23 protein-coding genes and 2 pseudogenes are annotated in these 23,617 nt (G+C 71.7%); 13 read left to right on the top strand and 12 right to left on the bottom strand.

Features of this window, described 5'->3' with window-relative positions; genetic code table 11:
• Positions 1 to 2 precede the first annotated feature (2 nt).
• Together ABT137_RS23540 and ABT137_RS23535 are read right to left on the bottom strand one after the other, a co-directional pair.
• Positions 3 to 569 carry a TetR family transcriptional regulator gene (locus ABT137_RS23540; RefSeq protein WP_351711926.1) on the bottom strand — a complete coding sequence of 189 codons (567 nt, stop codon included), beginning with the start codon at positions 567 to 569 and terminating at the stop codon, positions 3 to 5.
• On the bottom strand, positions 566 to 928 hold the full coding sequence (locus ABT137_RS23535; RefSeq protein WP_351711924.1) for a DUF1304 domain-containing protein: 363 nt from the start codon (positions 926 to 928) through the stop codon (positions 566 to 568). Before ABT137_RS23535 ends, ABT137_RS23540 begins: the two co-directional genes overlap by 4 nt.
• 347 nt (positions 929 to 1,275) lie before the next feature.
• Here ABT137_RS23535 and ABT137_RS23530 point away from each other — a divergent pair, with 347 nt between their 5' ends.
• The 5 genes from ABT137_RS23530 to ABT137_RS23510 are packed head-to-tail and all read left to right on the top strand — an operon-like array spanning position 1,276 to position 5,722.
• The gene (locus ABT137_RS23530; protein WP_351711922.1) at positions 1,276 to 3,105 is read left to right on the top strand and encodes a sensor histidine kinase; all 1,830 of its coding nucleotides are present in this window, start codon (positions 1,276 to 1,278) and stop codon (positions 3,103 to 3,105) included.
• A 5-nt stretch (positions 3,106 to 3,110) separates the two neighbouring features.
• Positions 3,111 to 3,521 (top strand): roadblock/LC7 domain-containing protein, encoded by a 411-nt coding sequence (locus ABT137_RS23525; protein WP_046733906.1) that lies wholly within the window; start codon positions 3,111 to 3,113, stop codon positions 3,519 to 3,521.
• Positions 3,518 to 3,889: a DUF742 domain-containing protein gene (locus ABT137_RS23520; protein ID WP_234537899.1), complete on the top strand. Its 372-nt coding sequence runs from the start codon at positions 3,518 to 3,520 to the stop codon at positions 3,887 to 3,889. The genes ABT137_RS23525 and ABT137_RS23520 overlap by 4 nt, the downstream gene beginning before the upstream one ends.
• Entirely contained in the window at positions 3,870 to 4,475 is a 606-nt protein-coding gene (locus tag ABT137_RS23515) for a GTP-binding protein (RefSeq protein WP_351697096.1), read from the top strand. Before ABT137_RS23520 ends, ABT137_RS23515 begins: the two co-directional genes overlap by 20 nt.
• Positions 4,472 to 5,722 (top strand): cytochrome P450, encoded by a 1,251-nt coding sequence (locus ABT137_RS23510; protein WP_351711920.1) that lies wholly within the window; start codon positions 4,472 to 4,474, stop codon positions 5,720 to 5,722. Before ABT137_RS23515 ends, ABT137_RS23510 begins: the two co-directional genes overlap by 4 nt.
• 57 nt (positions 5,723 to 5,779) lie before the next feature.
• Here the strand turns inward: ABT137_RS23510 and ABT137_RS23505 are convergent, their stop codons facing one another.
• The 3 genes from ABT137_RS23505 to ABT137_RS23495 form a co-directional block, all read right to left on the bottom strand.
• Entirely contained in the window at positions 5,780 to 7,384 is a 1,605-nt protein-coding gene (locus ABT137_RS23505; protein WP_351711918.1) for a hypothetical protein, read from the bottom strand.
• Positions 7,385 to 8,124: 740 nt separating this feature from the next.
• Positions 8,125 to 9,759, bottom strand: a complete 1,635-nt coding sequence (locus ABT137_RS23500) for an amidohydrolase (RefSeq protein WP_351711916.1) — start codon at positions 9,757 to 9,759, stop codon at positions 8,125 to 8,127.
• A 12-nt stretch (positions 9,760 to 9,771) separates the two neighbouring features.
• On the bottom strand, positions 9,772 to 11,265 hold the full coding sequence (locus tag ABT137_RS23495) for an APC family permease (RefSeq protein WP_351711914.1): 1,494 nt from the start codon (positions 11,263 to 11,265) through the stop codon (positions 9,772 to 9,774).
• A gap of 128 nt (positions 11,266 to 11,393) precedes the next feature.
• On the opposite strand from ABT137_RS23495, the gene ABT137_RS23490 reads away from it, so the two are divergent.
• A complete protein-coding gene (locus ABT137_RS23490) occupies positions 11,394 to 12,113 on the top strand; it encodes a TetR/AcrR family transcriptional regulator (protein WP_351711912.1) in 720 nt (239 codons plus the stop codon).
• A gap of 392 nt (positions 12,114 to 12,505) precedes the next feature.
• On the opposite strand, the gene ABT137_RS23485 is transcribed toward ABT137_RS23490, so the two are convergent.
• Positions 12,506 to 12,811 carry a DUF4235 domain-containing protein gene (locus ABT137_RS23485; RefSeq protein WP_351711910.1) on the bottom strand — a complete coding sequence of 102 codons (306 nt, stop codon included), beginning with the start codon at positions 12,809 to 12,811 and terminating at the stop codon, positions 12,506 to 12,508.
• Between the two features lie 16 nt (positions 12,812 to 12,827).
• Complete coding sequence (locus ABT137_RS23480; RefSeq protein WP_351711908.1) at positions 12,828 to 13,844, bottom strand: glutathione S-transferase family protein; 1,017 nt, start codon at positions 13,842 to 13,844, stop codon at positions 12,828 to 12,830.
• A gap of 229 nt (positions 13,845 to 14,073) precedes the next feature.
• Here ABT137_RS23480 and ABT137_RS23475 point away from each other — a divergent pair.
• Positions 14,074 to 14,984 (top strand): annotated as a pseudogene (locus tag ABT137_RS23475) (cation diffusion facilitator family transporter).
• A gap of 149 nt (positions 14,985 to 15,133) precedes the next feature.
• Here ABT137_RS23475 and ABT137_RS23470 read toward each other — a convergent pair.
• Complete coding sequence (locus ABT137_RS23470) at positions 15,134 to 15,574, bottom strand: nitroreductase family deazaflavin-dependent oxidoreductase (protein ID WP_351711906.1); 441 nt, start codon at positions 15,572 to 15,574, stop codon at positions 15,134 to 15,136.
• 122 nt (positions 15,575 to 15,696) lie between these two features.
• Positions 15,697 to 16,329: a LysE family transporter gene (locus tag ABT137_RS23465; protein WP_351711904.1), complete on the bottom strand. Its 633-nt coding sequence runs from the start codon at positions 16,327 to 16,329 to the stop codon at positions 15,697 to 15,699.
• Between the two features lie 293 nt (positions 16,330 to 16,622).
• Between ABT137_RS23465 and ABT137_RS23460 the strand changes: the two genes are divergently transcribed.
• Both ABT137_RS23460 and ABT137_RS23455 read left to right on the top strand, forming a co-directional pair.
• On the top strand, positions 16,623 to 17,864 hold the full coding sequence (locus tag ABT137_RS23460) for a cytochrome P450 (protein WP_351711902.1): 1,242 nt from the start codon (positions 16,623 to 16,625) through the stop codon (positions 17,862 to 17,864).
• A gap of 12 nt (positions 17,865 to 17,876) precedes the next feature.
• The gene (locus ABT137_RS23455; RefSeq protein WP_351711900.1) at positions 17,877 to 18,077 is read left to right on the top strand and encodes a ferredoxin; all 201 of its coding nucleotides are present in this window, start codon (positions 17,877 to 17,879) and stop codon (positions 18,075 to 18,077) included.
• Here the strand turns inward: ABT137_RS23455 and ABT137_RS23450 are convergent.
• Both ABT137_RS23450 and ABT137_RS23445 read right to left on the bottom strand, forming a co-directional pair.
• Positions 18,074 to 18,601, bottom strand: a pseudogene (locus ABT137_RS23450) (sigma-70 family RNA polymerase sigma factor family protein); the annotation flags it as partial. The gene ABT137_RS23455 and the pseudogene ABT137_RS23450 overlap by 4 nt on opposite strands.
• A 208-nt stretch (positions 18,602 to 18,809) precedes the next feature.
• Positions 18,810 to 19,361 carry a TetR/AcrR family transcriptional regulator gene (locus tag ABT137_RS23445; protein WP_351711898.1) on the bottom strand — a complete coding sequence of 184 codons (552 nt, stop codon included), beginning with the start codon at positions 19,359 to 19,361 and terminating at the stop codon, positions 18,810 to 18,812.
• An 88-nt stretch (positions 19,362 to 19,449) separates the two neighbouring features.
• Between ABT137_RS23445 and ABT137_RS23440 the strand changes: the two genes are divergently transcribed.
• The 3 genes from ABT137_RS23440 to ABT137_RS23430 all read left to right on the top strand — a co-directional run bounded on the left by ABT137_RS23440 (position 19,450) and on the right by ABT137_RS23430 (position 21,527).
• Positions 19,450 to 19,908 (top strand): nuclear transport factor 2 family protein, encoded by a 459-nt coding sequence (locus ABT137_RS23440; protein WP_351711896.1) that lies wholly within the window; start codon positions 19,450 to 19,452, stop codon positions 19,906 to 19,908.
• 21 nt (positions 19,909 to 19,929) lie between these two features.
• Positions 19,930 to 20,463 (top strand): flavoprotein, encoded by a 534-nt coding sequence (locus tag ABT137_RS23435; RefSeq protein ID WP_351711894.1) that lies wholly within the window; start codon positions 19,930 to 19,932, stop codon positions 20,461 to 20,463.
• Between the two features lie 95 nt (positions 20,464 to 20,558).
• Positions 20,559 to 21,527, top strand: a complete 969-nt coding sequence (locus tag ABT137_RS23430) for an aldo/keto reductase (protein ID WP_351711892.1) — start codon at positions 20,559 to 20,561, stop codon at positions 21,525 to 21,527.
• A gap of 87 nt (positions 21,528 to 21,614) precedes the next feature.
• Here ABT137_RS23430 and ABT137_RS23425 read toward each other — a convergent pair whose 3' ends face one another.
• A complete protein-coding gene (locus tag ABT137_RS23425; protein WP_351711890.1) occupies positions 21,615 to 22,397 on the bottom strand; it encodes a phytanoyl-CoA dioxygenase family protein in 783 nt (260 codons plus the stop codon).
• Between the two features lie 69 nt (positions 22,398 to 22,466).
• On the opposite strand from ABT137_RS23425, the gene ABT137_RS23420 reads away from it, so the two are divergent.
• Positions 22,467 to 23,363: a helix-turn-helix domain-containing protein gene (locus tag ABT137_RS23420; protein WP_351711888.1), complete on the top strand. Its 897-nt coding sequence runs from the start codon at positions 22,467 to 22,469 to the stop codon at positions 23,361 to 23,363.
• Positions 23,364 to 23,617 lie beyond the last annotated feature (254 nt).

Here is a 23,617-nt window from a genome sequence, read left to right as displayed (position 1 = left end):
GCTCAGCGGCTCATGTGCAGGGCGACCAGCAACTGCCAGACCTGGTCCGCGACTTCGTCGGGGCCCGCGTCCAGCAGGCCGTGCAGCCAGTCGGCCAGCACCCCGGCGAAGGTGGCGGCCACCGCCGAGGCCACCAGCGGGGCGTCCGCCGCGCCCACCAGCTCCCGCTCGGCCAGGCTGCGTGCCCGCAGGTCCCGGTGCAGCACCCGGCCCAGCGGACCCCCGCCGCCGGGTGCGAGCAACTCCCGGTACAGGGCCGCGTGCGGGACCAGCCCGGCGAAGAACTCCCGCAGCGCCGGCGGCGCGTGCACCGGGTCCGGCCGGCCGCGCCAGGCGTGCAGCGCGTCGACGGCCTCCCGTACGACGTCCGCGCAGGCGTCGACCGCCAGCGCCTCCAGGCCGTCGTAGTGGACGTAGAACGTGGCACGGCCCACCCCGGCCCGGCGTGCGACCGCGGCCACCCCGGCCTCGGCGAGCGGTCGTTCGGCGCACTCCTCCAGGAGGGCCGCCCGCAGCCGCGCCCGGGTGCGGGCGGCCCGCGGGTCCTCCACGGCCGGGCGGCCGGTCATCGGGCGGCGAGGACGGCGGCCAGGGCGAGCGCGCCGGGCAGCGCCTGCGCGAACAGGATCCGCCGGTTGGCCGTGACCGCGCCGTACACCCCCGCCACCACCACGCACGACAGGAAGAACACCTGGGCCCGGAAGCCGGTCGGGTCGGCGGCCACGAGTCCCCACACCAGGCCGGCCGCCAGGAAACCGTTGTAGAGGCCCTGGTTGGCGGCGAGCGGCGCGGTTCGCCGGGCCAGTTCCGCGTCGAAGCCGTGGAAGCGCATCCCGGGGCCCTTCTGCCACAGGAACATCTCCATCACCAGGATGTATGCGTGCAGCGCGGCCACCAGCCCGACCAGCACGTTCGCCAGGGTTTCCATGATCGGTGGATCCTCCCCATCTCTTGAACAGGTGTCCACTATAGCTGGACGGGTGTCCATGAAGTCTCGGTGCCTTCCGGTCGGAGCGTGGGGGTGCATGTCCGGAAGTCACCGACGGGAATGGTTATTTGTTGATTTGCCGCTACCTGGCGGAGCGTGACGGAACCCTCACTTCCTCTGCTCGCCGAGGTTGATCCTTTCGGGTTCAAACCCGATAAGCTCCCTTCCGTCACGGCGAGTTGACGTACCCCAGGGTGGGTCCGTCCCGTCGTGCGCACTCATGAGTGCGGCCTTCGCACACCGCCCCTGTTCGCTGTTGTTCGATTGTGTTGCTTCGAGGGATGCAGATGGAACTCGCCACTCCGCCGCCGGCGGCGCGGGCCCCTGTCGCCTGGTACAGCTGGTGGCTGATGCCGCTGGCCTTAGGGGGAGGGACGGTCGCCGCCACGTTCATGAGCTCGGAGCGAATAACCGCGGCCGTCGCCGGTGCCGCGGCCACCGTCGCGAGCTCGGTGTGCGTGCGCCTGCTGATCCGCACGCAGCGCCAACTGCGCAGCGCCGAAGGGTCGTTCCGCAGCTCGCAGGCCGAGCACTCCCAGCAGTGGCAGCAGCATGTCTCGGGTCTGGAGCGCAAGTTCTCCGCCGAGCGCGCCACGCTGGAGGGCCGGCTCGACGAGCAGTCGGCCGCGTTCGACGCCCAGCTCACTGAGCAGGCGTCCGCCTTCGAGAGCCGGCTGGCCGACCGGACCGCCCACTACGACGCCCAACTGGCCGAGCAGGCACGGGCGTACGAGGAGCGGCTCGCCGACCAGCTGAAGTCCTCCGATGCACAGCTCGCCGACCAGGCCGAGGTCTGGCAGGAGCAGGTCACGCACCAGCGGGCCGCGATCTCCCGGCTCGCCGACGAGCAGCTGCCCGACGCGCTGAAGCGGCTGCGTGAGGGCGACGCCATCGACGACCTGCTGCCCGTCACCGAGCAGTGCGCCAAGGTCGACAAGGACGTCCGGGCCGACCTGCGCCGCATCCTGCGCACGTCGCTGATCGGTGTGGAGGAGGAGTTCAACCGCTCCACCTCCGCCGAGCAGGCCGTGATCAGCATCGGCAACCGCATCCACGTCCTGACCAGCAAGCTGCGCGGCCGGCTGCACGAGATGCAGGGTGAGCACGGCCGGCTGCCCGCCGTGGCCCGCGGTCTCATGGAGCTCGACCAGGAACTCGGCCCCGCCGACTCGCTCGCCGGCAGCATCGGCGTGCTGGGCGGCTCGGACCGCCCCGGCCGCCAGTGGCAGGAGCCCCAGCGCCTGCTCAGCGTGGTGCGCGGCGGCATCGGCAGGATCAAGGACTTCCACCGCGTCGAGCTCCGGCACCTGCCCGAACTCGGCGTCGACGGCGGTCTGGTGGACCACCTCACGCTGATCTTCGCCCACCTGCTGGACAACGCGGCCCGCTACTCGCCGCCCACCGAGCCGGTCGTCGTCTCCGGCAAGGAGGTGCCCAACGGCGTCGGCATCGAGATCCAGGACTCCGGCAAGGGCCTGAGCGAGGAGAAGAAGCGCGAGGCCGAGCACTCCCTGGCGGGCACCGACGCCGGACCCGGTATCGGGGGCATCTCCGAGGACGCCAGCATCGGCCTGCGGGTCGTCGGCATCCTCGCCCGCCGCTACGGCATCCGGGTCACCTTCGCGGACTCGCCCTGGCTCGGCACCTCGGTGGTCGTCGTGGTCCCGCACAAGTACTTCAGCCCGCTGCCCGCGGCCCCCGCCGCTCCGGCCCCCGTGGCGGCCGCCCCCGCCGCCGCGTCCCCGGTGCAGGCGCACGGCCCGGTCGCCGTCGAAACCGTCACTCAGCCGGAGTCCGGCGAGGCCCTGGACACCACCCCGGGCGGACTGCCCCGGCGGCGCAGCCGGCGCCGCGAGGAGGAGCAGCCCGAGGAGCGCACCGTTCGCACGGAACGCTCGGAGGGCGCCGCGTTCCCCGCGGTCCCGCCCGAGGAGTCCTTCGCCGGCCTGGCCGCCTTCGCCACCGCGGGCCGCATGCCCGCCGCAGGCGAAGCGGCGGACAGCGAGGCCGAGTTGACCGGAGACGAAGACGACGCGGCACCCGCGACCCCGGCCGGCGCCGATGACGCCGCCGCCGGACGCGAGTCCGCCGAGCACCGCACTGAAGAGAGCGACTAGTCCACATGACGCAACAGGGAACCGACGTGAGCTGGGCGCTCCGTGATCTGGTGGAGAGCATCCCGGAGATCCGTTTCGCCCTCGTGGCCTCCAGCGACGGCAAGGCCATCACCTCCTTTGGCGCCGAGGACCCCGACGACGTGGACCGCTTCGCGGCCGTGGTGGCGGGGCTGCAGGCCCTGGCCCAGCCGGTCGCCGAGCAGTTCCCCAAGTACGCGGGGCAGCTGCGGCTGGCGATGATCGAGGTCGACGGCGGTCACCTCTTCGTCGTACGGGCCGGTGTGGAGACGTATCTCGGGGTCCTCGCCCGCGAAGGACTCGACCAGGGGCTGCTCGGTCACCAGATGAGGGACCTGTCACGGCGGATGGGCGAGCTGCTCGGCACCTCTCCGCGCCTGGAGGAGCACTCTGGATGAGTGCTCCCCGCCGGCCCACGGATCCGTCCGGTCTCGAGCGTTATTACGTCCTCACCGGGGGGCGCAGCGGACCGGGCGGGTCGGCGTCGAGCCTCGACGTGGCCACCCTCGTCGTCTCCCGCACCGCCCCCGTCCCGGGGATGCAGCACGAGTACGAGGAGATAGTCCGGCGCTGCCGTGATCCGCTTTCGGTGGCCGAACTCACCGCCCATCTCGGATTGCCCTTCAACATTCTCGCGGTGCTGTTGGCGGATCTGCTGGACGCAGGCCGTATTGAAGCCCGTGATCCCATTCCGGCGCACCACGCCGGACGCGGGCCTGACCTCGCGCTCCTCCAGGAGGTACTCAGTGGACTTGAAAGGCTTTGACCATCCCGGCGACCCCGGTGCCGGGGGGACCCGCTCGGTCAAGGTGATGATCGCCGGGGGGTTCGGCACCGGGAAGACCACCATGGTCCGCTCCGTCAGCGACATCAAGCCGCTCACCACCGAGGAGACCCTCACCCAGGCGACCGTCGGCGTCGACAACCTGATCGGCGTCGCGGACAAGGCCGAGACCACGGTCAGCCTCGACTTCGGCAAGATCAGCCTCAACGAGGGCCTGATGCTGTACCTGTTCGGCACCCCCGGACAGGAACGGTTCTGGTTCCTGTGGAACGGCCTGTTCAAGGGCGCGCTCGGTGCGATCGTCCTGGTGGACACGCGCCGGCTGGCCTCCAGCTTCCGGGCGATCGAGGAGATGGAGCGGCAGAACGTGCCCTTCGTCATCGCCCTGAACGTCTTCCCGGACTGCAAGGAACACCCCATCGAGGAGATCCGGGACGCCCTCGACATCTCCCCGCACACCCCGATCGTGGCCTGTGACGCCCGCGACCGGGCCTCCAGCCGAGACGTGCTGATCGCCCTGATACGTCATTTGAAGGAACGCTCCGCCGTCGCACTGGAGCCCCGATGAACGATCAGAACGCCGACACCCCCGACACCCCGCGCGGCTGCCCGGTCGCGCACGGTTCGGCCGAACTGACCCGGTTGTACGGACCCGAGGCGGCGACCGACCCGCTGGGCATCTACGAGCGGCTGCGCAAGGAGCACGGCTCCGTCGCGCCGGTGCTGCTGGAGGGCGACATCCACGCCTGGCTGGTGCTGGGCTACCGGGACGGTCGGCGGGTGCTCGACAATCCCCGCCAGTTCGCCCGGGACGCGCGCATCTGGCGGGACTGGCGGGAGGGCCGGGTCGCGGAGAACCATCCGCTGGTTCCGATGGTCGCCTGGCGCCCCGACTGCGTGTCCCAGGACGGCGAGGCGCACCGTCGGCTGCGCGGTGCCGTCAACGACGGGCTCCAGGCCGCCGTGGGCCGCGGTGTCCGGCGCCATGCCACGTACTTCGCCAACAAGCAGATCGACGCGTTCGCGGACAAGGGCCGCGCCGACCTGGTGGCGGACTACGCCGGCTACCTGCCGATGCTGATCCTCGCCCGCATGCTGGGCCTCACCGAGGCGGAGGGCCGCCGGCTCGTCGAGTCCAACGCCATGGTGTTCCAGGGCGGCGAGGACGCGATCCTGCACAACGGCATCATCCACGAGATCCTCGGTGAACTCGCCGAGCGCAAGCGGGCCGAGCCCGGCTCCGACTTCACCACCGGCCTGCTGGAGCATCACGCGGCCCTCGACCACGACGAGGTCGTGAGTCATCTGCGCCTGGTGCTGATGGCCGGGCACAGCACGACCAGCAATCTGCTGGCCCGGGTGCTGCAGCTCGTCCTCACGGACGCCTCGCGGCTCGCCGGCCTGACCAGTGGTCAGCTGACGATCACGGCGCTGGTGGAGGAGGTCATGTGGAACTCCCCGCCGCTGTCCGTCCTGCCGGGGCGCTTCGCCGTCAGCGACGTCGAGCTGGGCGGGCACCGCATCGAGGAGGGCGACCTGCTGGTCCTCGGTCTCGCACCGGGCAACCTCGACCCCGAGGTCCGGCCCGACCCGGACGTCTCGGTGCAGGGCAACGAGTCGCACCTGGCCTTCAGCGCCGGCCCGCACGAGTGCCCCGGGCAGAGCATCGGGATGTCCATCATCCAGATCGCGGTGGACGTCCTGCTGCACCGGCTGCCGGGCCTGCGCCTGGCCGTGCCGCCCGAGGAGCTCACCTCGACCGCGTCCACATGGATGTCCCTGCTGGACAGCCTGCCGGTCGAGTTCGCGGTATAGGCCCGGACACGCCGTTGCCCGGTCGGGTCACCCGACCGGGCAACGGGAGTTGCGGCGTCAGCCGTCGAGCCAGTCGCCCGCGACGCCCGTGGGACGGTAGCCCGTGGCGTTCCAGAGGAAATGCGGGTGGGCGCAGCCGAACATGTAGGCGAGCAGTGTGGTGTCCTCCCGCCCGGTCAGCGGGTCGTGCAGGGCGTGAAACCGTTCGGATCCGACCACACCGGCGTCCTGCTGGACCTGACGAGCGCGGTCCCGGGACGGATCGGCGCCGGACGCCTCCACGGCGGCGATGTAGGTGCGGCGCAGGATCTCCCAGGTGCTGTCGGTGTCGCCGTGCCAAGGGCCGTGCACCGCCTCGAAGGCATGGAGTTCGGCGTCGAACAGGGGCCATGCCCCGGGGTGCTGGGCCCGGCAGCGTGCGGACAGCTCGGCGGTCCGGGCGCTCAGCGCCGGAACGGTGGGCCGCGGGGCGATGGTGAGGGTCGTGCCGTGGGTGAGGATGCCGGTGCATGCGTTGGGCCGCAGGTCGCACAACGGGCACCCCTCGGCCGGAGGGAGGCCCTCGGTGATGCCGTCGAACCACAGGGCGTGCCGTCCCGTGAGCCCCATCCAGACGATGGTGGTGGTCAGCAGCCAGGTGTTCCACATCGGGCGATGCGCCTCGGGCATGCAGCCGTACTTGACGAGGGCTATCGCGCAGGCGGCGTAGAAGGCCTTGGTGTGGGTGGGCATCTCGGCGAGCCAGAAGTTGCTGATCTCGCCGGTGAGGGCGTCGGCCCGGACGTCGGCCATGTCGTCGATGACGCGGCACAGCAGCAGCGAGGCGAGGTTTTCCTCCTGCCAGAGTTCGGTGTCGGGCGCGACGTGCCAGAACAGGCAGTCCAGCATCTGCAGGACCGAGTACGAGTTGTGGCCGAGTGGGTTGGTCTGGGGGAGCGTGACGCTTCCCGCGGCGTGCTGCTGGAGCCAGTACTCGTCGACGGATCGCTTGTGGGCTGCGAAGAGTCCGGAGACCAGGGCTCGTGCGCTGTTGGTGCTGAAGCTCTCGGCCAGGCGGCCTTCGACGTGTTGGGTGAGGCGCGTGGTGTCGATGGTGTCGATCACGCGCTTGTACTCGTGGAAGACGAGGATGTCGTCCTCGAAGCGGTGGCGGTGGCCGAGGTCTCGTTCGAGGTCGTTCATCTGGCGGGTCCAGGACCATCCGCCGGTCAGGACGCTGTCGAGTTCCCGGCGGTACGGCCAGGTCTTGACGGTGAGGGGGCGACCGGCGCTCTGCCGCCAGCGGTAGTCGTCCAGCGTGCGGGCGGGGGGCGTGGGCAGGTGACGGCACAGCGGGCAGGCGCAGGCGGTCGTCAGTTCCTCCGCGCGCGGCGGGGTGAGTGCCCGGCTCCGCCAGGCCCCTTCCAGCATCGTGCAGGTCAGCCGGCAGAGCTCGATATCGGTGCTGACTTCGGGGAAGGCCGACTCGATCATGCGCAGGCTGGTGTCGAGGTGCCTCAACCTGGCGTAGCCCTCCTCGTCGGGCGGGAGGAACTCGCGCGGCGCCTGATGGAGGGCTCCCGCCAGATGCAGCGTGGTGCCGGAGTGGGGGGAGCCGAGCGCGTCCAGTCGCTGCTGAGCGGCGTTCTGGAAGCTCAGGTACTGTTCCGTGCTCCCGTTCATGCGTTTCACGAAGAGGCCGGCCAGGGTGTTCCCCGCCTCCGTGGGCCGGGACTGGGCGCTTGGCCGCGCCGGAAGCAGGCTGTCGGCGGACGCCTTCGGAACAGCATCTACGCCTCGGGAATTCACACCGGTCTCCTTCAAGTTGTGGCCATGACAATGGAATCGGTCGACCGCGGCCGTCGGCGGTCGTGTCCGAGAGAGGTCGACCCCTTCCGCGACGGCCTCGCCGGACAGCCGGACGCACGCGACCGGCTCCGGCTCCTGCCGCGAACGACGGAGAGGGGTGCGACTGCTGCGTCGACGGCCGGGGAAGTGGGGGGCTCAGCGGGGCGCTGGTCCACGGCGGACGCGTCCTCGGCACCGCCGGCCTTCCGTGCACGGCCCGCCCTCGCCGAAGCGTTCTTGCCGCACGACGAGGACCTGGGGCGCTGCCTCAGCCGTGTCGATGAGGCCGCGCACCAGGTCCATGTCCCGGATTCGGCGCGAATGACGGGCGCGCGAACTCCGGATGCTCACTGACGGGGGAGTCGAAGGGCAGGTCGAAGGTGACGTCCTGAGGCATGTGTTTCCTTTCGGGCGACAGTGCGCAGAGTCCCCCCGTCCCTGCGAACGGGTGGCCTGTCGGCCACCCGTGCACTCGAACTGGCCTTCGTGGCTCGAAAGTTGAGCCGTGAAGCGCTACGAGGCTGCCCAGAGCGTAAATGATCTACGCGTGACCTGGCCGTGATGTGTGTTACTGCTCACGCCTCGTGAGATGAGTACACTCGCGCGCCCCCCACGTATGTGTGCGCGACGCGTGTGTCCGCGATGCGCTCCGGGGGCCCGGCGAACGGGTCGCGGTCCAGGACCACCAGATCCGCGAGCGCGCCGACCGCCACCCGCCCGGTGTCGTCGAGGTGGTTCACGTAGGCCGAGCCGGCCGTGTACGCGCTGATCGCCGCCGCGAGTCCCAGTCGCTCCTCCGGCAGGAACACCGGCGCGTCGCCGCCCGGCTCGACACGGTTCACCGCGACATGGATGCCCTGGAGGGGGTCCGGGCTGCTCACCGGCCAGTCGCTGCCGCCCGCGAGCCGGGCCCCGGAGTGCAGCAGCGATCCGAACGGGTACTGCCATCCGGCCCGTTCCGGGCCCAGGAAGGGGATCGTCAGCTCGTCCATCTGCGGCTCGTGCGCGGCCCACAGCGCCTGGATGTTCGCGGTGGCGCCGAGCCGCGCGAAGCGCGGTACGTCGGTGGGGTGCACGACCTGGAGATGTGCCAGGTGGGGCCGCGTGTCGCTCATCCCGTTGGCGGCCCGCGCCGCCGCGACGGCGTCCAGCGCGTCCCGCACCGCCCGGTCGCCCAGCGCGTGGAAGTGACACTGGAAGCCGAGGGCATCCAACTCGGTCACATACTCCGGTAGTTGCCCCGGGTCGATGAAACTCTTCCCGCGATTGCGCGTCGCGCAGCCGCACTTGTCCAGGTAGGGGTCGAGCAGCGCGGCCGTGCCGTTCTCGGCGACCCCGTCCAGCATCAGTTTCACCGTGCCCGCCCGGAACCTGCCATGGCTCAACGCGGTCCGCTTCTCGACGAGTTCGGGGATCTGCTCGGCCCCGCGCTCCCGGTCCCACCACAGCGCCCCGACCACCCGCGCGGTCAGCGAACCGTCCCGGGCCGCCGTCAGATACGCCGACGACGGGTCGTCCATGCCGAGGAAGTCCCCGATCAGCGCGTCCTGCCAGGCCGTGATGCCCAGTGCGTGCAGATGGCGCTGGGCGTGCAGCAGTGCCGCCAGCCGGTCCGCCGGGCCGGCCGGCGGGGCGAGCCGGCCGACCAGCTGCATCGCACCTTCCTGAAGCGTGCCGCTCGGCGCGCCGGAGGCATCCCGCTCGATCCGCCCGTCGGCCGGGTCGGGCGTGTCGCGGCCGACCCCGGCCAGCTCCAGCGCCCGGCTGTTGACCCACGCCCCGTGATGGTCCCGGTTGGGCAGGTACACCGGCCGGTCCGGTACGACGGCGTCCAGCAACTCCTTCGTCGGAGTGCCGCCCTCGAACGCCTCCATGGACCAGCCGCCGCCCAGGATCCATGCCCGCTCGGGATGCGCCGCGGCGTAGGCGCGTACGGCGGCCACGGTCTCCTCGGCGGTCCGCAGCCCGGTCAGGTCGCACTGGGTCAGTTCGAGGCCCGCCGGGACCGGATGGACGTGCGCGTCCTGGAATCCGGGCAGCAGCAGCCGCCCGGCGAGGTCGACCACCTCGGTGCGCGGCCCGGCGAGCTCCCGCAGCTCCCCGGCGGAGCCGACGGCGGTGATGCGCTCACCGGTGACGGCGACGGCGGTCGCCGTGGCGCCCTCGGGGGTGAGGACGGGGCCGCCGGTGAAGAGCAGATCTGCGTGCATGTTTCCTGTTCCTCAGTTGGGGGTCGTGAGCAGCTGGGGTGCGTCGGCGTCGGTGCCCCGGCCGGTGCGGAAGTACGGCGAGCGGCGCACGTACTTCGCCCAGCCGGCCGCGACGAACCCGGACGCGATCATCGCCAGCGGGGTGGCCAGCAGGAACCACCCGTTGTCCGCGCTGACCTCGAAGTGGTCGGTGGAGGTGTAGAAGGACCAGCCGAGGTAGCCGCCGAGACCGAGCAGGGCGAGGGCGCTCAGCGCCGGCAGCAGCACGGCCCGTACCCCCTGCCACCAATCCTCGCGCAGCAGGGAGCGGAAGCGCGCGGCGGCGGCGAGCGCGGTGAGCGCGTACGACAGGGCGACGACGATGCCGACCGCGTTCACCGTCGCCATGATCATGTCGGCGAGCCGCGGGATCACCAGGGCCAGCCCGGCGACCGCCGTGGCCAGCGCGCCGATCAGCAGCGTGCCGGCCGCCGGGGTCCCGTACCGGGCGCTGACCCTGGACCACACCGGCCCGAGGGTACGGTCCCGGCTCATCGCGAACATGCCCCGGGCCGTCGGGATCACCCCGGCCTGGAGGGAGGCCACCGCCGAGAACATCAGCGCCACCAGCGGCAGCGCGGCCCACGGCTGCGCGGCCAGCCGGTCGCCGAAGAACGCCAGCCCCTCGGCCCCGTGCCCGGCCAGCTCCTGCTCCGACAGCACCCGCTGGAAGGCCACCGAGCCGAGCAGGAACAGTCCCAGCATGGTCACCAGGGTGATCAACCCGGCCCGGGAGGCGTCCCGGGGGTCGCGGACCTCCTCGTTGACGCTGAACGCGGCCTCGAAACCCCAGTAGCAGAACACCGAAAGGAGCAGGCCCTGGGCGAGTGCGGTGGCCGACGGGATCGCGAACGGGTCGAACCAGCTCAGGCTGAAGGGGTGCGGTCCTTTGACGATGCCGTAGCCGCAGAACCCGAGCAGGACCACGTACTCGAAGACCAGCAGCCCGGTCTGCAGGCGGGCGGCGGTGCGGATGCCGGTCACGGCGGTGAGGGTGACGGCGACGAGGGCGACGATGCCGAGGGCCGTGGTCTGCGCCGTCGAACCGGGGTCGAGGGCGAGCGAGCCGATGCGGTGTACCCCGGCCTCTCCCGCCAGTTGCAGCACCGCGGATCCCGTGACCGCCGTGGTGTACGCGAGGAAGGCCACCGTCGCCACGATGTTCACCCAGCCGACCATGAAGCCGAGCCACGGATTGAGTGAACGGCCCACCCACACGTAGCCGTTGCCCGCGTTCGGCTCCACCCGGTTCAGCCGGGAGTAGGCGCCCGCGATGCCGAGGACCGGCAGGAACGCCAGCAGCATGACGGCCGGGAGATGCAGCCCGACCACCCCGGCCGTCACCCCCAGACCGATGCCGATGCTGGTCGTGGCTGCCGTACTGGACGCGGCGACCGCGACGCCGTCGAGGACGCCGAGGGATCTGCGCAACTCAGGGGGGTCCGCTGTGTAGGGCTGGTCGGTCATGGCCGGCACACTCCGCTCGCACCTGGGGGCCGGACTGGTCGGCCCCGGTGACGGGACATGAAACTGCCGGTGCCCTTCACAGGTCAACGGTGTTGTCATAAGGTGCCCGCACGTCATGAGGAGGTCCGTTGAGCGAACGTGTCGTCCCGGCCGCCGCCCGGCAGCGCCGGCGCCCCACCAAACAGGGCGTGGTCCTCTCCGAGGAGCTGATCGTCGAGACCGCGATGCGGCTGATCGAGGAGCACGGCGCGGACGCCCTGTCGGTGCGCCGCCTCGGCCGTGCCCTGGGCGCCGATCCCAGCTCCCTCTACCGCTACTTCCGGCACACCGACGACCTGATGCTCGCCGTCGCGGACGAACTGATCGGCCGTACCCTGCGGGTCTGGCGGCCCACCGGCGACTGGCGCGCCGACCTGCGCGACCTCGGCCTGCGGATGCACGCCGGCGCCCTCGCCCACCCCCGGGCGGCGGTGCTCAGCGCCCACCGGGTGACCGGGCGGACGTACGAGATCCAGGCCGTCGAGACCATCCTCGGGATACTCCGGGCCGCCGGTTTCCCGGACGCCGAGGCGGTCCGCGTCTACCACGCCTTCGTCGACCAGGCCCTCGCGTACGGCGCCCTCGACTCCGCCAACACCGCCCTGCCCAGGCCCGCCCGGGATGCCGAGGCGGACGTGTGGCGGGCGACCTACGCCCGGCTGCCCGCCACCAGCCACCCGAACATCGCGGCCACCGCCGGCCATCTCGTGGCCTCGATGCGGGGCAGCTCCTATCCGGCCGCCCTCGACCTGCTGCTGACGGCGGCCGAGGCCCGGCTGGCGGAGATCCGGGCGGCCCAAGGTGCCTGACGGCCGCGAGGGGAAGTGGCCGGCGGTCGGCTGATTCCGGTGATCGGGGACAGACCGCGGGGAGGACCTGGGTCGGTCCTCCCCTGTCGCTCCAACGGCTTACGTACGGAGGAAGCACGGCACTGTTGAACCCTCTCCCGCCGCAGGCGAGGGGAGATTCCTGACTCACGCTGCTCTCTCGCTTGGCGGGCGGGAGAGTCTGACGCGATCAACGCCAGCCGGGACGGAACCTGCCCGGGGCCCGAAAGGCAAAGGTGCGGCACTGCATCGGACTTGGTTCTCGCCCGAGACGTACCCACTGTAGCGGATCGTTGACGCTTCGTGTCTGCTCGTCGAGACACAGGACCCCGCCGGGCCGTACGAGGAGCGGAGCTACGCCGACCCGGCACCGCTCAGTCCCGGCCACCCTTGCCGGCCGTCGGCCACACCCCGGTGGAGCGCTCTATGGCCGTCGCGCCGGTACGGTCCACCGCGCTGCGCACCACCGCGAAGACCGCGCCCTGGACCGCCGCGGCCAGCAGCACCTCGCCCCAGCCGCGGTCCCGGTCCAGGGCGTCCGGCGCGTCGTCCTCGCCGCGCAGCGCCTTCCAGGTGCGGCGGAAGGCCAGCGCGCCCAACGCCCCGCCGGCCCAGCTCAGCGCGAAACCGAGGGGCGCGTAGACGAGGGGGAGCTTCAGCTTCTTCCTGCTCTTGGCCATGCCTGCCTCCGCGTTGTCAGGGCCGCCCCGCGACCGCGACCTCCTCGGCCGCCCGCACCGGGCCGGGTGGCGTCCCGTCCCCGAAGGCCCGGCCGCCGAGCTCCTCCCGGTGATGGGGCGTCAGCCACCCGGCGAGATCCGGGCCGAGGGGCACGATACGGGTCGGGTTGATCCCGGTGTGGACCTGGTAGTAGTGCCGCTTGATGTGGTCGAAGTCGACGGTGTCACCGAATCCCGGCGTCTGGTAGAGGTCCCTGGCGTACGCCCACAGCACCGGGCTCTCCGCGAGCTTGAAGCGGTTGCACTTGAAGTGACCGTGGTAGACGGCGTCGAACCGCACCAGCGTGGTGAACAGCCGGATGTCGGCCTCCGTGATCGTGTCCCCGACCAGGTAGCGCTGCCCGGCGAGCCGCTCGGCGAGCAGCTCCAGCCGCCGGAACACGCCGGCGCACGCCTCCTCGTACTCCTTCTGCTCGTGCGCGAACCCGGCCCGGTAGACCCCGTTGTTGACGTCCTCGTACACCCCCGCCATCACCGCGTCGATCTCGTCCCGGTGCCTTGCCGGATAGAGGTCCGGCGCCCCGTCCCGGTGCAGTGCCGTCCACTCGGTGGCCAGGTCCAGGGTCAGCCGCTGGTAGTCGTTGGTGACCAGCCGCCCGCTCGGCACGTCCACGACCGCGGGCACGCTCACCCCGCCCGGGTAGTAGGTCTCCCGGCGGTCGTACGCCTCGCTGAGGTACCGGATGCCGAGCACCGGGTCCCGGCCGCCGGGGTCGAGGGTGAAGCGCCAGCTGCGGTCGTCCTGGATCGGGTCGGTGACGGCGAGTGACAGGGCGTCCTCCAGGCCGAGCAGCCGCCGGGAGATCACCGCCCGGCTCGCCCACGGACAGGCTCGGCTGACCACCAGCCGGTAGCGACCTGCCGCCACCGGCCAGCCGTCCCGTCCGTCCGCGGTGATCCGGTCCGTGAAGTGGCTGGGGGACCGGTCGAATGCCTTGTGTCCCAGCGCGCTGTTGCCGTCGCCGCCGCTCATGCGTCCTCCTTGTCAGGGGGCCGCCCTACGGTCGACCGGGAGCCCTGAGGGAATGAGTTCCCTGTTTCCGCCTCTCGCACGGAGTGATCACCCCGCGTCGGGGCAGTCGGCGGTCGTGAGCAGGACACCGTCGCAGATGCAGCAGGTGCAGCAGATGCATCTGAAACAGAAGCAGTCGGAGCAGAAGCAGTCGGAGCAGCCGGAGGCCGACCGCCGGACCCGCGTGACCGTGTTCGTGGCGCTCGCCGCCAATCTGGTGATCGCGGCCGCGAAGGCCGTCGGCGGTGTCGTCGCCGGCTCGCCCGCGCTGCTGTCGGAGGCCGCGCACTCCGTCGCCGACAGCCTGAACGAGGTGTTCCTGCTGGCCGCCCTGCGCCGCAGCCGCCGCCCGCCCGACGCCCGGCACCCCTTCGGCTACGGCAAGGAGCGTTTCTTCTGGGCCTTGCTCGCGGCTGTCGGGATCTTCGTCGGGGCGGCTGCTTCTCCCTCTTCCAGGGGATCGAGGCGTTGCGCAACGGCGCGGACGAGAAGCTCAGCGGCTATGTGGCGGGCCTGATCGTGCTGGGCGTCGCCCTGCTCGCCGAGGGCGCGTCCCTGCTCCGGGCGCTGCACCAGGCCCGCCGGGAGGAGCAGGGGCTGCGGGATCCGGCGCTGCGCACGGTGATCGCCGAGGACGGCACCGCGGTGCTCGGCGTCTGCCTCGCGATCGTCGGCATGGTCCTGCACATGGTGACCGGCCAGGTCGCCTGGGAGGCGTCGGCCTCACTGGCGATCGGCGCCCTGCTGATGTTCGTCGCCTACCGGCTGGGCGCCGACGCCCGTGGTCGGCTGATCGGCGAGGCCGCGGATCCGGCGCTCAGCGGCAGGATCCGGGAGCAGTTGGAGGCGGAGACCGGGATCGACAGTGTGGAGGCGCTCTTCACGATGCAGATGGGCCTCGAATCGACCCTGGTCGCGGCCCGGGTCGACCTGGTGCCCGGCCTCGACAGCGAGGAGGTGGAGGAGGTCCTGGTGCGCATCAAGGGGGCGCTCACCGAGACGTTCCACGAGACCGACCAGATCTTCCTGGACGTGACCGACCGATCCGCGCAGGAGGCAGACGAAAGCCCCGCCGCGACGGGGGAACGCGGCGGGGCCTGATATTCGGCTGCCCGGCACGAAGCCGGTTCATGCCTCCCCGAAACAGATTTTTCTAAATTCCGACGGTCCCCGGCCGGAATGAATTCCCGGAACCGTCAATTCCCCGGCTTCGGTTCCGGCTACTTCGGTTCCAGCTACTTCGGTTCCAGCTACTTCGGTTCCAGCACGAACACCGGGATCTCCCGGCTGGTCTTCTTCTGGTAGTCGGCGTACGGCGGGTACGCCGCGACGGCCCGCTCCCACCACTCGGCCTTCTCCGCGCCGGTGACCTCGCGGGCGGTCATGTCCTGCTTGACCGGCCCGTCCTGGAGCTCGACGGCCGGGTGGGACGTGACGTTGAAGTACCAGACCGGGTGCTTGGGCGCGCCGCCCTGCGAGGCGACCACGGCGTAGGCCCCGTCGTGCTCCACCCGCATCAGCGGCGTCTTGCGGATCTTCCCGCTCTTCACCCCCAGGGTGGTGAGCAGGATGACGGGCATCCCGGTGTCCATCAGGGTCGTGCCCTCCTTCCCGCCCGAGCTCTCGTACAACTCGACCTGCTCGCGCACCCAGGCGGTCGGGCTGGGCTCGTACTCGCCCTCAAGAGGCATGAGGTCCGTCCCCTCGTCGGTTCCAAGACTGACAGCACGATTCAACACGCGAAGTGCCCCGGATCATCCGTACGACACCGCTCCCGTGACGGGATCTCGCCCACGCCTCCGGTGCACGGACGTCAGCCCGGCGACAGCACCATCCGGGCCGCCAGTCCCAGCATCACGCAGCTCGACAGCAGCGCCGTGAGGAGGCGGCCCCGGTGGCCGGTCAGGCCGCGGCCGAGGAGCGCCCCGCCGCCCGCCAGCAGGAGTTGCCAGCTCGCGGACGCGGCGAAGGCGGCGAGGACGAAGACACCCTGCTCCAGCGGCCGTACCGCCTCGGCCGTACGCGTGCCGACCACCAGGGCGGCGAAGTAGATCACCGTCGTGGGGTTGAGCAGCGTGATCCCGAGGAGGCCGAGATACGCCCGTCCGGGGCCGGGTACCGGCCGCCCCTCCCGCGTCGCGAGCCGCCGCTCGCGGTACTGGCGCAGCGCGACCGCCGCACCGCGCACGGCAAGCCCCACCAGCACCAGGGCCGACACCAGCCGCAGCGGTCCGAGCACCGGTACCAGCGCAGCCGCCAGCGCGGCACCGCCGACGGTCGCCAGCAGGGCGTACAGGCCGTCGGCGCTCGCCACGCCGAGCGCGGCGCAGGCGCCGGTCCGCAGTGACGTGCGAGCCGTGAGGGACACTAGATATGTGCCGACCGCACCGACCGGGACGGCGATCCCGTACCCGGCGAGCAGGCCGGCGACGAGCGCGGCCGTCACGCGCGTGCGGGCTCGGGCCTCCGGGGACGCCCCGGCTGCTGCTGGACCCGCACCCGACGGAGGGTCGCGGTGGTCAGCGGCACGATGGCGTCAGGAGAGTTCATGCGCAGATCCTGGGGCCGGCGTCGCCGCACCGGCAAGCGAATTTCGGCGCGGAATCGTCCCCCGACCGAACGTGCTTCGGCCAGATCACCCGATGCAGCGATCTGGCCGAACTTCCGGTCGCCCCATAGGTGCCCCGAGCATCTAATGAAGATCGGCACGACGTACGACACTCGTCTGCGAGGTCTTCCATGAAAGAACTGACGGACCTGACGGAACCCACTTCTCCCGGCGGCCAGGCCGACCCCGTGGCCTGGCCGCAGGACCGCACGTGCCCCTACCACCCGCCCACCGGCTACGACCCGCTGCGGGACGGAACACCGCTGTCCCGTATCCGTCTCTACGACGGCCGCACCGCCTGGGCGGTCACCGGCCACGGCGCGGCCCGGGCGCTGCTCTCCGACCCCCGGCTCTCCAGCGACCGCCGGCGGGAGGACTTTCCGATGCCGAACGCCCGGTTCGCGGTGGCCCGGGAGCGCCGCCAGGTCGCGCTGCTCGGCCTCGACGATCCCGAGCACCAGACCCAGCGCCGGATGCTCATCCCGGACTTCACCCTCAAACGGGCGACCGGGATGCGGCCGGCCATCCAGCGGATCGTCGACGAGCTGCTCGACAAGATGATCGCCGCGGGACCGCCCGCCGACCTGGTGAGCTCCTTCGCACTGCCCGTGCCGTCCATGGTCATCTGCGACCTGCTCGGTGTGCCCTACGCCGACCACGAGTTCTTCGAGGCGCAGTCCCGGCGGCTGCTGCGCGGTCCGGCGCCCGCCGACTCCCTGGACGCGCGCGACCGACTGGAGGCCTATCTGGGCGACCTGGCCGACCGCAAGAGCCGGGACGAGGCGCCCGGCGACGGGGTCCTCGACGACCTCGTCCACGAGCGGCTGCGCGAGGGCGCCCTGGACCGCGCCGAGGTCGTCGCACTGGCCCTCATCCTGCTGGTCGCCGGGCACGAGACCACCGCCAACATGATCTCGCTCGGCACCTTCACCCTGCTCCAGCAGCCCGAGCGGCTCGCAGAGCTGCGCGCCGACCCCGCGCTGGTGCCCGCCGCCGTCGAGGAACTGATGCGGATGCTGTCCATCGCCGACGGGCTGCTGCGCGTCGCCCTGGAGGACATCGAGCTGGACGGCTCCACCATCCGCAAAGGCGACGGCGTGCTCTTCGCGACCTCCGTCATCAACCGCGACGAGTCCGTGTACGACGACCCCGACACCCTCGACTGGCACCGCCCGGCCCGCCACCACGTGGCGTTCGGCTTCGGCATCCACCAGTGCCTGGGCCAGAACCTGGCCCGCACCGAGCTGGAGATCGCCCTGAGCACCCTGTGGGAGCGGCTCCCTGACCTGCGGCTCGCCGCACCGCCGGAGGAGATTCCCTTCAAACCCGGCGACACGATCCAGGGGATGCTGGAACTCCCCGTGACCTGGTAAGAGGCTCCTGCCATGCACATCGAGATCGACCGGGACGTCTGCATCGGCGCGGGGCAGTGTGCCCTGACCGCCCCGAACGTCTTCACCCAGGACGACGACGGCTTCAGCACTCTGCTCCCCGGCATGGAAGACGGCGGCGGCGACCCGCTGGTCAAGGAAGCGGCCCGGGCCTGCCCGGTGCACGCCATCACGGTCAAGGAACCGACGGGCTAGGCGGCCGCCGGCACATCGAGCACCGCCACCTCCAGCCCGCGCAGCCGCACCGGGTCGGCGACCACCTCGTACGCCGCCACCCGGTCGCCCTCGACGGTGACCCGCAGGACGTACCGCAGCCGTCCGCGCGGGGCGACGACGAGGCCGACCCGGCCGTCCACCAGGGCCGGTACGGCGAACCGGGCGCGCTCGCGCAGCAGCACCGTGCCCTCCGCGACCGCCCGCGCGCCCCTCAGCTCCGCCGCCACTCCCGGCGACAGGGTTGCGGGGTCGGCGTGCCGGACCACGTCCGGGGCGAGCAGGCCGAGCAGCGCGCCCAGGTCACCGCCCCGGGCCGCGGCCAGGAACGCCTCCACGACCCCGCGGTGCCGGTCCTGCTCGGCGTCCGGCAGCGCGGGCGTGCCGCGCACCTTGTGCCGGGCCCGGCTGGCGAGCTTCTTCGCGGCCGGCAGCGAACGGTCGGTGATCGCCGCGATCCGCTCGAACGGCACCCCGAACAGGTCGTGCAGCACGAACGCCGGACACCGGCCGGGCGGCCTTCGACTTCCAGACCCCGTACCTGAAAGCCTGGACGGCCCGGCTCGGCGTCCGGCCCGAGCACCTCCACCCGGTGGCCGCCGAGCTGACCCGCGTCGACGTGCTGCCCTTCCTGGCCGGCCAGGAGGAAGCAGCCGCCGCCTCCCTCGCCGAGGCCCGCGCCACGCTCTCCCGGCTCGCCGCCGTGGCCTGACCTCACCCGGCGCGCAGCAGCACCCGGGCCGCCGCGCGGGCCTCCGCCGCGGCCTCCGTGCTCCCGGTGACGCCCGCGGTGACCATCGCGCCCTCGGCGAGCAGGAACAGCGGCCCGGTGAGCGCGGCGTCCAGCCCGGCGTCGGCCACCAGCTCCGCGAGGTAGTCCCGGAACGCCTGCTTGTGGCCCCGCACCTGGGCGACCACGCGGGGGGAGGTGGCGCCGAGCTCGCCGTACGCGTTGATCCAGGCGCACCCCCGGAAGTCCGCCTCGCCGAACCACCCCTCCAGCCAGTCGAAGACCGCGAGCAGCCGCTCCCGAGGGTCATCGCTTCGCCGCACGTGCTCGGCGAGCCGCTGCCGCCAGCGCACGTCCCGCCGCTCCAGATAGGCCTCCACGAGCTGTTCCTTCGCGGGGAAGAGCTGGTAGAGCCGTTTGAGGGAGACGCCGGAGACGCCGCGTATGTCGTCCATGCCGACGGACTGCACCCCGCGCCCGTAGAACAGCCGTTCGGCGGCGTCCAGAGCCTGCTCACGCGCGACCGCGCTGTCCATGGGCCACTCCTTGACGAGAGAACGTGCGTTCTCCTACGGTAGCAGCGACCCGGAGAACGCACGTTCTCCCTTCGTCGAGGAGGAGACCATGGCCGACCGCCCGCCCCTGCCGCCCTTCACCCGGGAGACCGCCGTCCAGAAGGTCCAGGCCGCCGAGGACGCCTGGAACACCCGCGACCCCGAGCGGGTCGCGCTCGCCTACTCCGAGGACTCGGTCTGGCGCAACCGCGACACCTTCGTCACCGGCCGCGCCGCGATCGTCGCGTTCCTCACCGGCAAATGGGCCCGCGAGCTCGACTACGCGCTCCGCAAGGACCTGTGGGCCTTCGACGGCGACCGCATCGCGGTCCGCTTCCAGTACGAGTGCCGCGACGCGGACGGCCGGTGGTGGCGCTCGTACGGCAACGAGCTGTGGGAGTTCGACGAGCACGGACTCATGACCCGGCGCGAGGCCAGCATCAACGACGTCCGGATCGAGGAGCGCGAGCGCCGGATCCACGGTCCGCGCCCGGAGTCCGAGCGAGGCCTGTCCTTCCCGCTCCGGTAGCTCCCCGCATAGGGTTCCCGGATGACCGACGAGCCCCGCAAGCCCTTCCTCTACCTGGTCGTCTGCGCCGCCGGCATCGCCGCGGGCGTCGGCAGGCTCATCACCGCGGCCCAGGAACGCGGCTGGGAGGTCGGGGTCATCGCCACACCCGTGGCCATGAACGGCTTCTTCGACACCACCGAGGCGGAGGCGCGCACCGGCCGCCCGATCCGGTCGGCCTGGCGCCGCCCCTCCGATCCGCGCCCCTTCCCCGCGCCGGACGCCGTCGTCGTCGCCCCCGCCACGTTCAACACCGTCAACAAGTGGGCCGCCGGGCTCGCCGACACCCTCGCCGTCGGCACCCTCTGCGAGGCCCTGGGACTCGACGTCCCGATCGCCGTCCTGCCCTGCGTCGCCGGCGCGCTGGCCGCCCACCCCGCCTACCAGGAGAGCCTGACCCGGCTGCGCGCGCTCGGCGTCCGCTTCGGCGACCCCTGTGCCGGCGAGGCCGAAGCGGACGGCGGGCGCCCCGAGTTCGCCTGGGAACAGGCACTCGACCTGCTGGAGCAGCCCTGACATCGTCCGATAACCACCGCCACGACAGGAGACCGGACGGCCGGCCGACGTACGCTCGCCTCTGTACGACGTGATCTCGACGGTGGGAGACAACGATGGAGTACGTGAAGCTCGGCCGCACCGGTCTGGACGTGTCCCGGATCTGCCTCGGCTGCATGACCTACGGCCTGCCCGACCGCGGTACCCACGAGTGGACCCTCGACGAGGAGGCGACCCGCCCGCTGATCCGGCAGGCGCTCGACGCCGGCATCAACTTCTTCGACACCGCCAACGTCTACTCCGACGGCACCAGCGAGGAGATCGTCGGCAAGGCGCTGCGCGACTTCGCCCAGCGCGACGAGATCGTCCTCGCCACCAAGGTGCACGGCCGGATGCGCCCGGGCCCCAACGGCGGCGGGCTGTCCCGCAAGGCGATCCTCACCGAGATCGACCACAGCCTCAGCCGTCTCGGCACCGACTACGTCGACCTCTACCAGATCCACCGCTACGATCACGCCACGCCGATCGAGGAGACGATGGAGGCGCTGCACGACGTCGTCAAGGCGGGCAAGGCGCGTTACATCGGGGCGAGTTCGATGTACGCCTGGGAGTTCTCCAAGGCCCAGTACACGGCCGAGCGGCACGGCTGGAGCAAGTTCGTGTCCATGCAGAACCACTACAACCTCCTCTACCGCGAGGAGGAGCGCGAGATGCTCCCGCTCTGCGCCGACCAGGGCGTGGGCGTGCTGCCGTGGAGCCCGCTGGCCCGGGGCCGCCTCACCCGCGACTGGGGCACGGTCACCGAGCGCAGCTCCACGGACAACTTCGGCAACCGCCTCTACCAGGAGGGCGACCGCACGATCGTCGAGGCGGTCACCCGCATCGCCGACGACCGAGGCGTCCCGCGCGCCCAGGTGGCCCTGTCCTGGCTCCTCCACCAGAACACGGTGACGGCCCCGATCATCGGCGCGTCGAAGCCGAACCACATCGAGGACGCGGTGGCGGCGGTGGAACTGGCGCTCAGCGACAAGGAGTTGGAAGAGCTGGAGCAGCCCTACGGCCCCCATCCCATCTCCGGCCACTGAAGCGCCCCCTCAGGGGCGCTGGGGGTACCCCCAGCCGAAGGCTGGGGGAGGAACCGCGCGAGCAACCACATCGCACCCGCACCCGAATCACAACCGCTCGGTCCCGCACGGCCCGGTCCCCTCGCTCTCCAGCAGAGGAACCCTCTCCCCACCCATGCTCAACGTCCGGTAGTACGCCCCGATCCGCTCCGCCGACCGCCCCACATAGTGGCCGATGAACGACCGCCGGCACCGCCCAGCGGAGCGATTGGGCTGGGACCCGTGCACCAGACTCCCGTTGAAGAACAGCACATCCCCCGGCCCCATATCGACCGGCACCGCCGCGAGCCCCTCCGGCGGTGCCACGTACTCCCGCGCGAACGACAGCCCCGCATCCGACTCCTCCGGACAGAACAAGTCCATCCGATGCGTCCCCGGCACCACCTCAAGGCCGCCGTTCTCCCGGTCGATCGCCTCACAGGCGACCCACGCGGCGACGCACGTCCCCGGCTCCACCCGCAGGTAGAAGTTGTCCTGGTGCAGCGCCTGCCCCCGGGCCCCCGGCGGCTTGAAGTAGAACATGCTCTGCGCGGCCAGCACCTCCTCCCCGAACAGCGCCTCCAAGATCACCCGAAGCCGCGCGTCCAGCAGGAACCGCCGCGCGAGCGCGTTGATCTCGTGGGGCTGCATCACCCGCGGATACCGGTGCAGCGGATCCCCCGTCGGCCTCGGCTCGAAGTGCCCCGGCACGACCCGCCCCGCCGCGTGCAGCGCCGCGAACTCCGCGCACAGCCGGTCGATCTCGTCGTACCCGAACAGCCGCCGTACGACGGTGAACCCGTCCTCTTCGAACTGCCGCTGGATGGTCGTGTCGATGCCCGTGGCTGTCATGCCCGCCCTCCTCGGTCCGGTGCCCTGGACCTGTCACGCTAGGCCGACGCGCCCCCGGAGAGGATGCCCATGAGCGCTGCGGAACTGCCCGGCACTGCTGACCCGGCGCCCCCGCCGGGCATGGTCGTCACCGGCCGCTACGACGAGGGGCCCGGCTACCGGGTCAACCGCCCCGAAGGATCCGGCAGTTGGCTGCTCACCTGGACGACGGAGGGCCGCGGCCTGCTCCGGCAGGGGGCGGTGGAGACCCCGGCACGCCCCGGCGACCTCGTCGTCCTCGCCCCCGGCGTCCCGCACAGCTACGCCGTCGGGCCCGGCGCGCGCCGCTGGCGGTTCTGGTGGACGCACTGCCAGGTCCGCCCCCACTGGATGCCGTGGCTGGGTCCGCGCGCCCTCGGCGACGGGGTGTACGCCGTCGGCGCCCCGGCCGGGACCCACGCCCGCATCGAGGCGGCCTTCCACCGCGTGCTCGCCGACTCCCGCTGGACCGGCACCGGCGCGCCGCCCGCTCCGGCACCCGGCGACGACCCCGTCGCGGTCGCGCACGGCACCGCCGCACGCGAACTCGCCCTGTGCGCGCTGGAGGAAGCCGTCCTGCTCGCGACCGCCGGCGCGCACCCGGCGGCGCCCGGCCGGGACGCCGGGGACGAGCGGGTACGCCGCGCCGAGAACCTGATCGCCGCCGACCCGGGCGCCCCGCACACGGTTCGCTCGCTCGCCGGGCGTGTCGCGCTGTCGCCGTCCCGGTTCGCCCACCTTTTCACCGGTCAGACCGGCGTGCCGCCGATGCGCGCGCTGCGCGAGGCGCGGCTGCGACACGCGGCCCGGCTGCTGGAGAGCACCGACCTGACCGTCGAGCGGGTCGCCGCCGCGTCCGGATTTCCCAGCCCGTTCCACTTCAACCGGGTTTTCCGAGAAAGATACGGTGTCCCGCCCGGCGTCTACCGCTCCGGTGAACGTCGGTAAAGCGCCCGGTTATTGGTTCATGGGCGCCGACGGCCGGGCGGCCTGCGCAGGTCGGGCCGTGGTTCAATGGTTGGCACCGATACGGGGGTGGTCGGCTCTGAATCCCCGCGTCAATTGCGATGTCGATACGGCGACAAAGCGCGGACTCCCTCGTTGACGAATCGTCAAATTACCGCAGCCTCCGGGCAATGCGCAAAACCCTGGAATCTCTTGTTCTGCCCTGCTGGCCTGTGCAAAGGTGTGCCGTGTCGGCA

Origin of the sequence: Streptomyces sp. NPDC001980 (assembly GCF_040296885.1) — a bacterium.
Classification (GTDB): Bacteria; Actinomycetota; Actinomycetes; order Streptomycetales; family Streptomycetaceae; genus Streptomyces.
The sequence above is the reverse complement of the archived record's forward strand: the minus strand, read 5'-3'. Positions and strand labels throughout refer to the sequence as shown.

Bases quoted from the DNA above. Each gene is read 5' to 3' on its own strand.
- ABT137_RS23540 (WP_351711926.1), bottom strand. From the start codon at position 569: ATGACCGGCCGCCCGGCCGTGGAGGACCCGCGGGCCGCCCGCACCCGG.
- ABT137_RS23535 (WP_351711924.1), bottom strand. From the start codon at position 928: ATGGAAACCCTGGCGAACGTGCTGGTCGGGCTGGTGGCCGCGCTGCAC.
- ABT137_RS23530 (WP_351711922.1), top strand. From the start codon at position 1,276: ATGGAACTCGCCACTCCGCCGCCGGCGGCGCGGGCCCCTGTCGCCTGG.
- ABT137_RS23525 (WP_046733906.1), top strand. From the start codon at position 3,111: ATGACGCAACAGGGAACCGACGTGAGCTGGGCGCTCCGTGATCTGGTG.
- ABT137_RS23520 (WP_234537899.1), top strand. From the start codon at position 3,518: ATGAGTGCTCCCCGCCGGCCCACGGATCCGTCCGGTCTCGAGCGTTAT.
- ABT137_RS23510 (WP_351711920.1), top strand. From the start codon at position 4,472: ATGAACGATCAGAACGCCGACACCCCCGACACCCCGCGCGGCTGCCCG.
- ABT137_RS23505 (WP_351711918.1), bottom strand. From the start codon at position 7,384: ATGAACGGGAGCACGGAACAGTACCTGAGCTTCCAGAACGCCGCTCAG.
- ABT137_RS23500 (WP_351711916.1), bottom strand. From the start codon at position 9,759: ATGCACGCAGATCTGCTCTTCACCGGCGGCCCCGTCCTCACCCCCGAG.
- ABT137_RS23495 (WP_351711914.1), bottom strand. From the start codon at position 11,265: ATGACCGACCAGCCCTACACAGCGGACCCCCCTGAGTTGCGCAGATCC.
- ABT137_RS23485 (WP_351711910.1), bottom strand. From the start codon at position 12,811: ATGGCCAAGAGCAGGAAGAAGCTGAAGCTCCCCCTCGTCTACGCGCCC.
- ABT137_RS23480 (WP_351711908.1), bottom strand. From the start codon at position 13,844: ATGAGCGGCGGCGACGGCAACAGCGCGCTGGGACACAAGGCATTCGAC.
- ABT137_RS23470 (WP_351711906.1), bottom strand. From the start codon at position 15,574: ATGCCTCTTGAGGGCGAGTACGAGCCCAGCCCGACCGCCTGGGTGCGC.
- ABT137_RS23460 (WP_351711902.1), top strand. From the start codon at position 16,623: ATGAAAGAACTGACGGACCTGACGGAACCCACTTCTCCCGGCGGCCAG.
- ABT137_RS23455 (WP_351711900.1), top strand. From the start codon at position 17,877: ATGCACATCGAGATCGACCGGGACGTCTGCATCGGCGCGGGGCAGTGT.
- ABT137_RS23445 (WP_351711898.1), bottom strand. From the start codon at position 19,361: ATGGACAGCGCGGTCGCGCGTGAGCAGGCTCTGGACGCCGCCGAACGG.
- ABT137_RS23440 (WP_351711896.1), top strand. From the start codon at position 19,450: ATGGCCGACCGCCCGCCCCTGCCGCCCTTCACCCGGGAGACCGCCGTC.
- ABT137_RS23435 (WP_351711894.1), top strand. From the start codon at position 19,930: ATGACCGACGAGCCCCGCAAGCCCTTCCTCTACCTGGTCGTCTGCGCC.
- ABT137_RS23430 (WP_351711892.1), top strand. From the start codon at position 20,559: ATGGAGTACGTGAAGCTCGGCCGCACCGGTCTGGACGTGTCCCGGATC.
- ABT137_RS23425 (WP_351711890.1), bottom strand. From the start codon at position 22,397: ATGACAGCCACGGGCATCGACACGACCATCCAGCGGCAGTTCGAAGAG.
- ABT137_RS23420 (WP_351711888.1), top strand. From the start codon at position 22,467: ATGAGCGCTGCGGAACTGCCCGGCACTGCTGACCCGGCGCCCCCGCCG.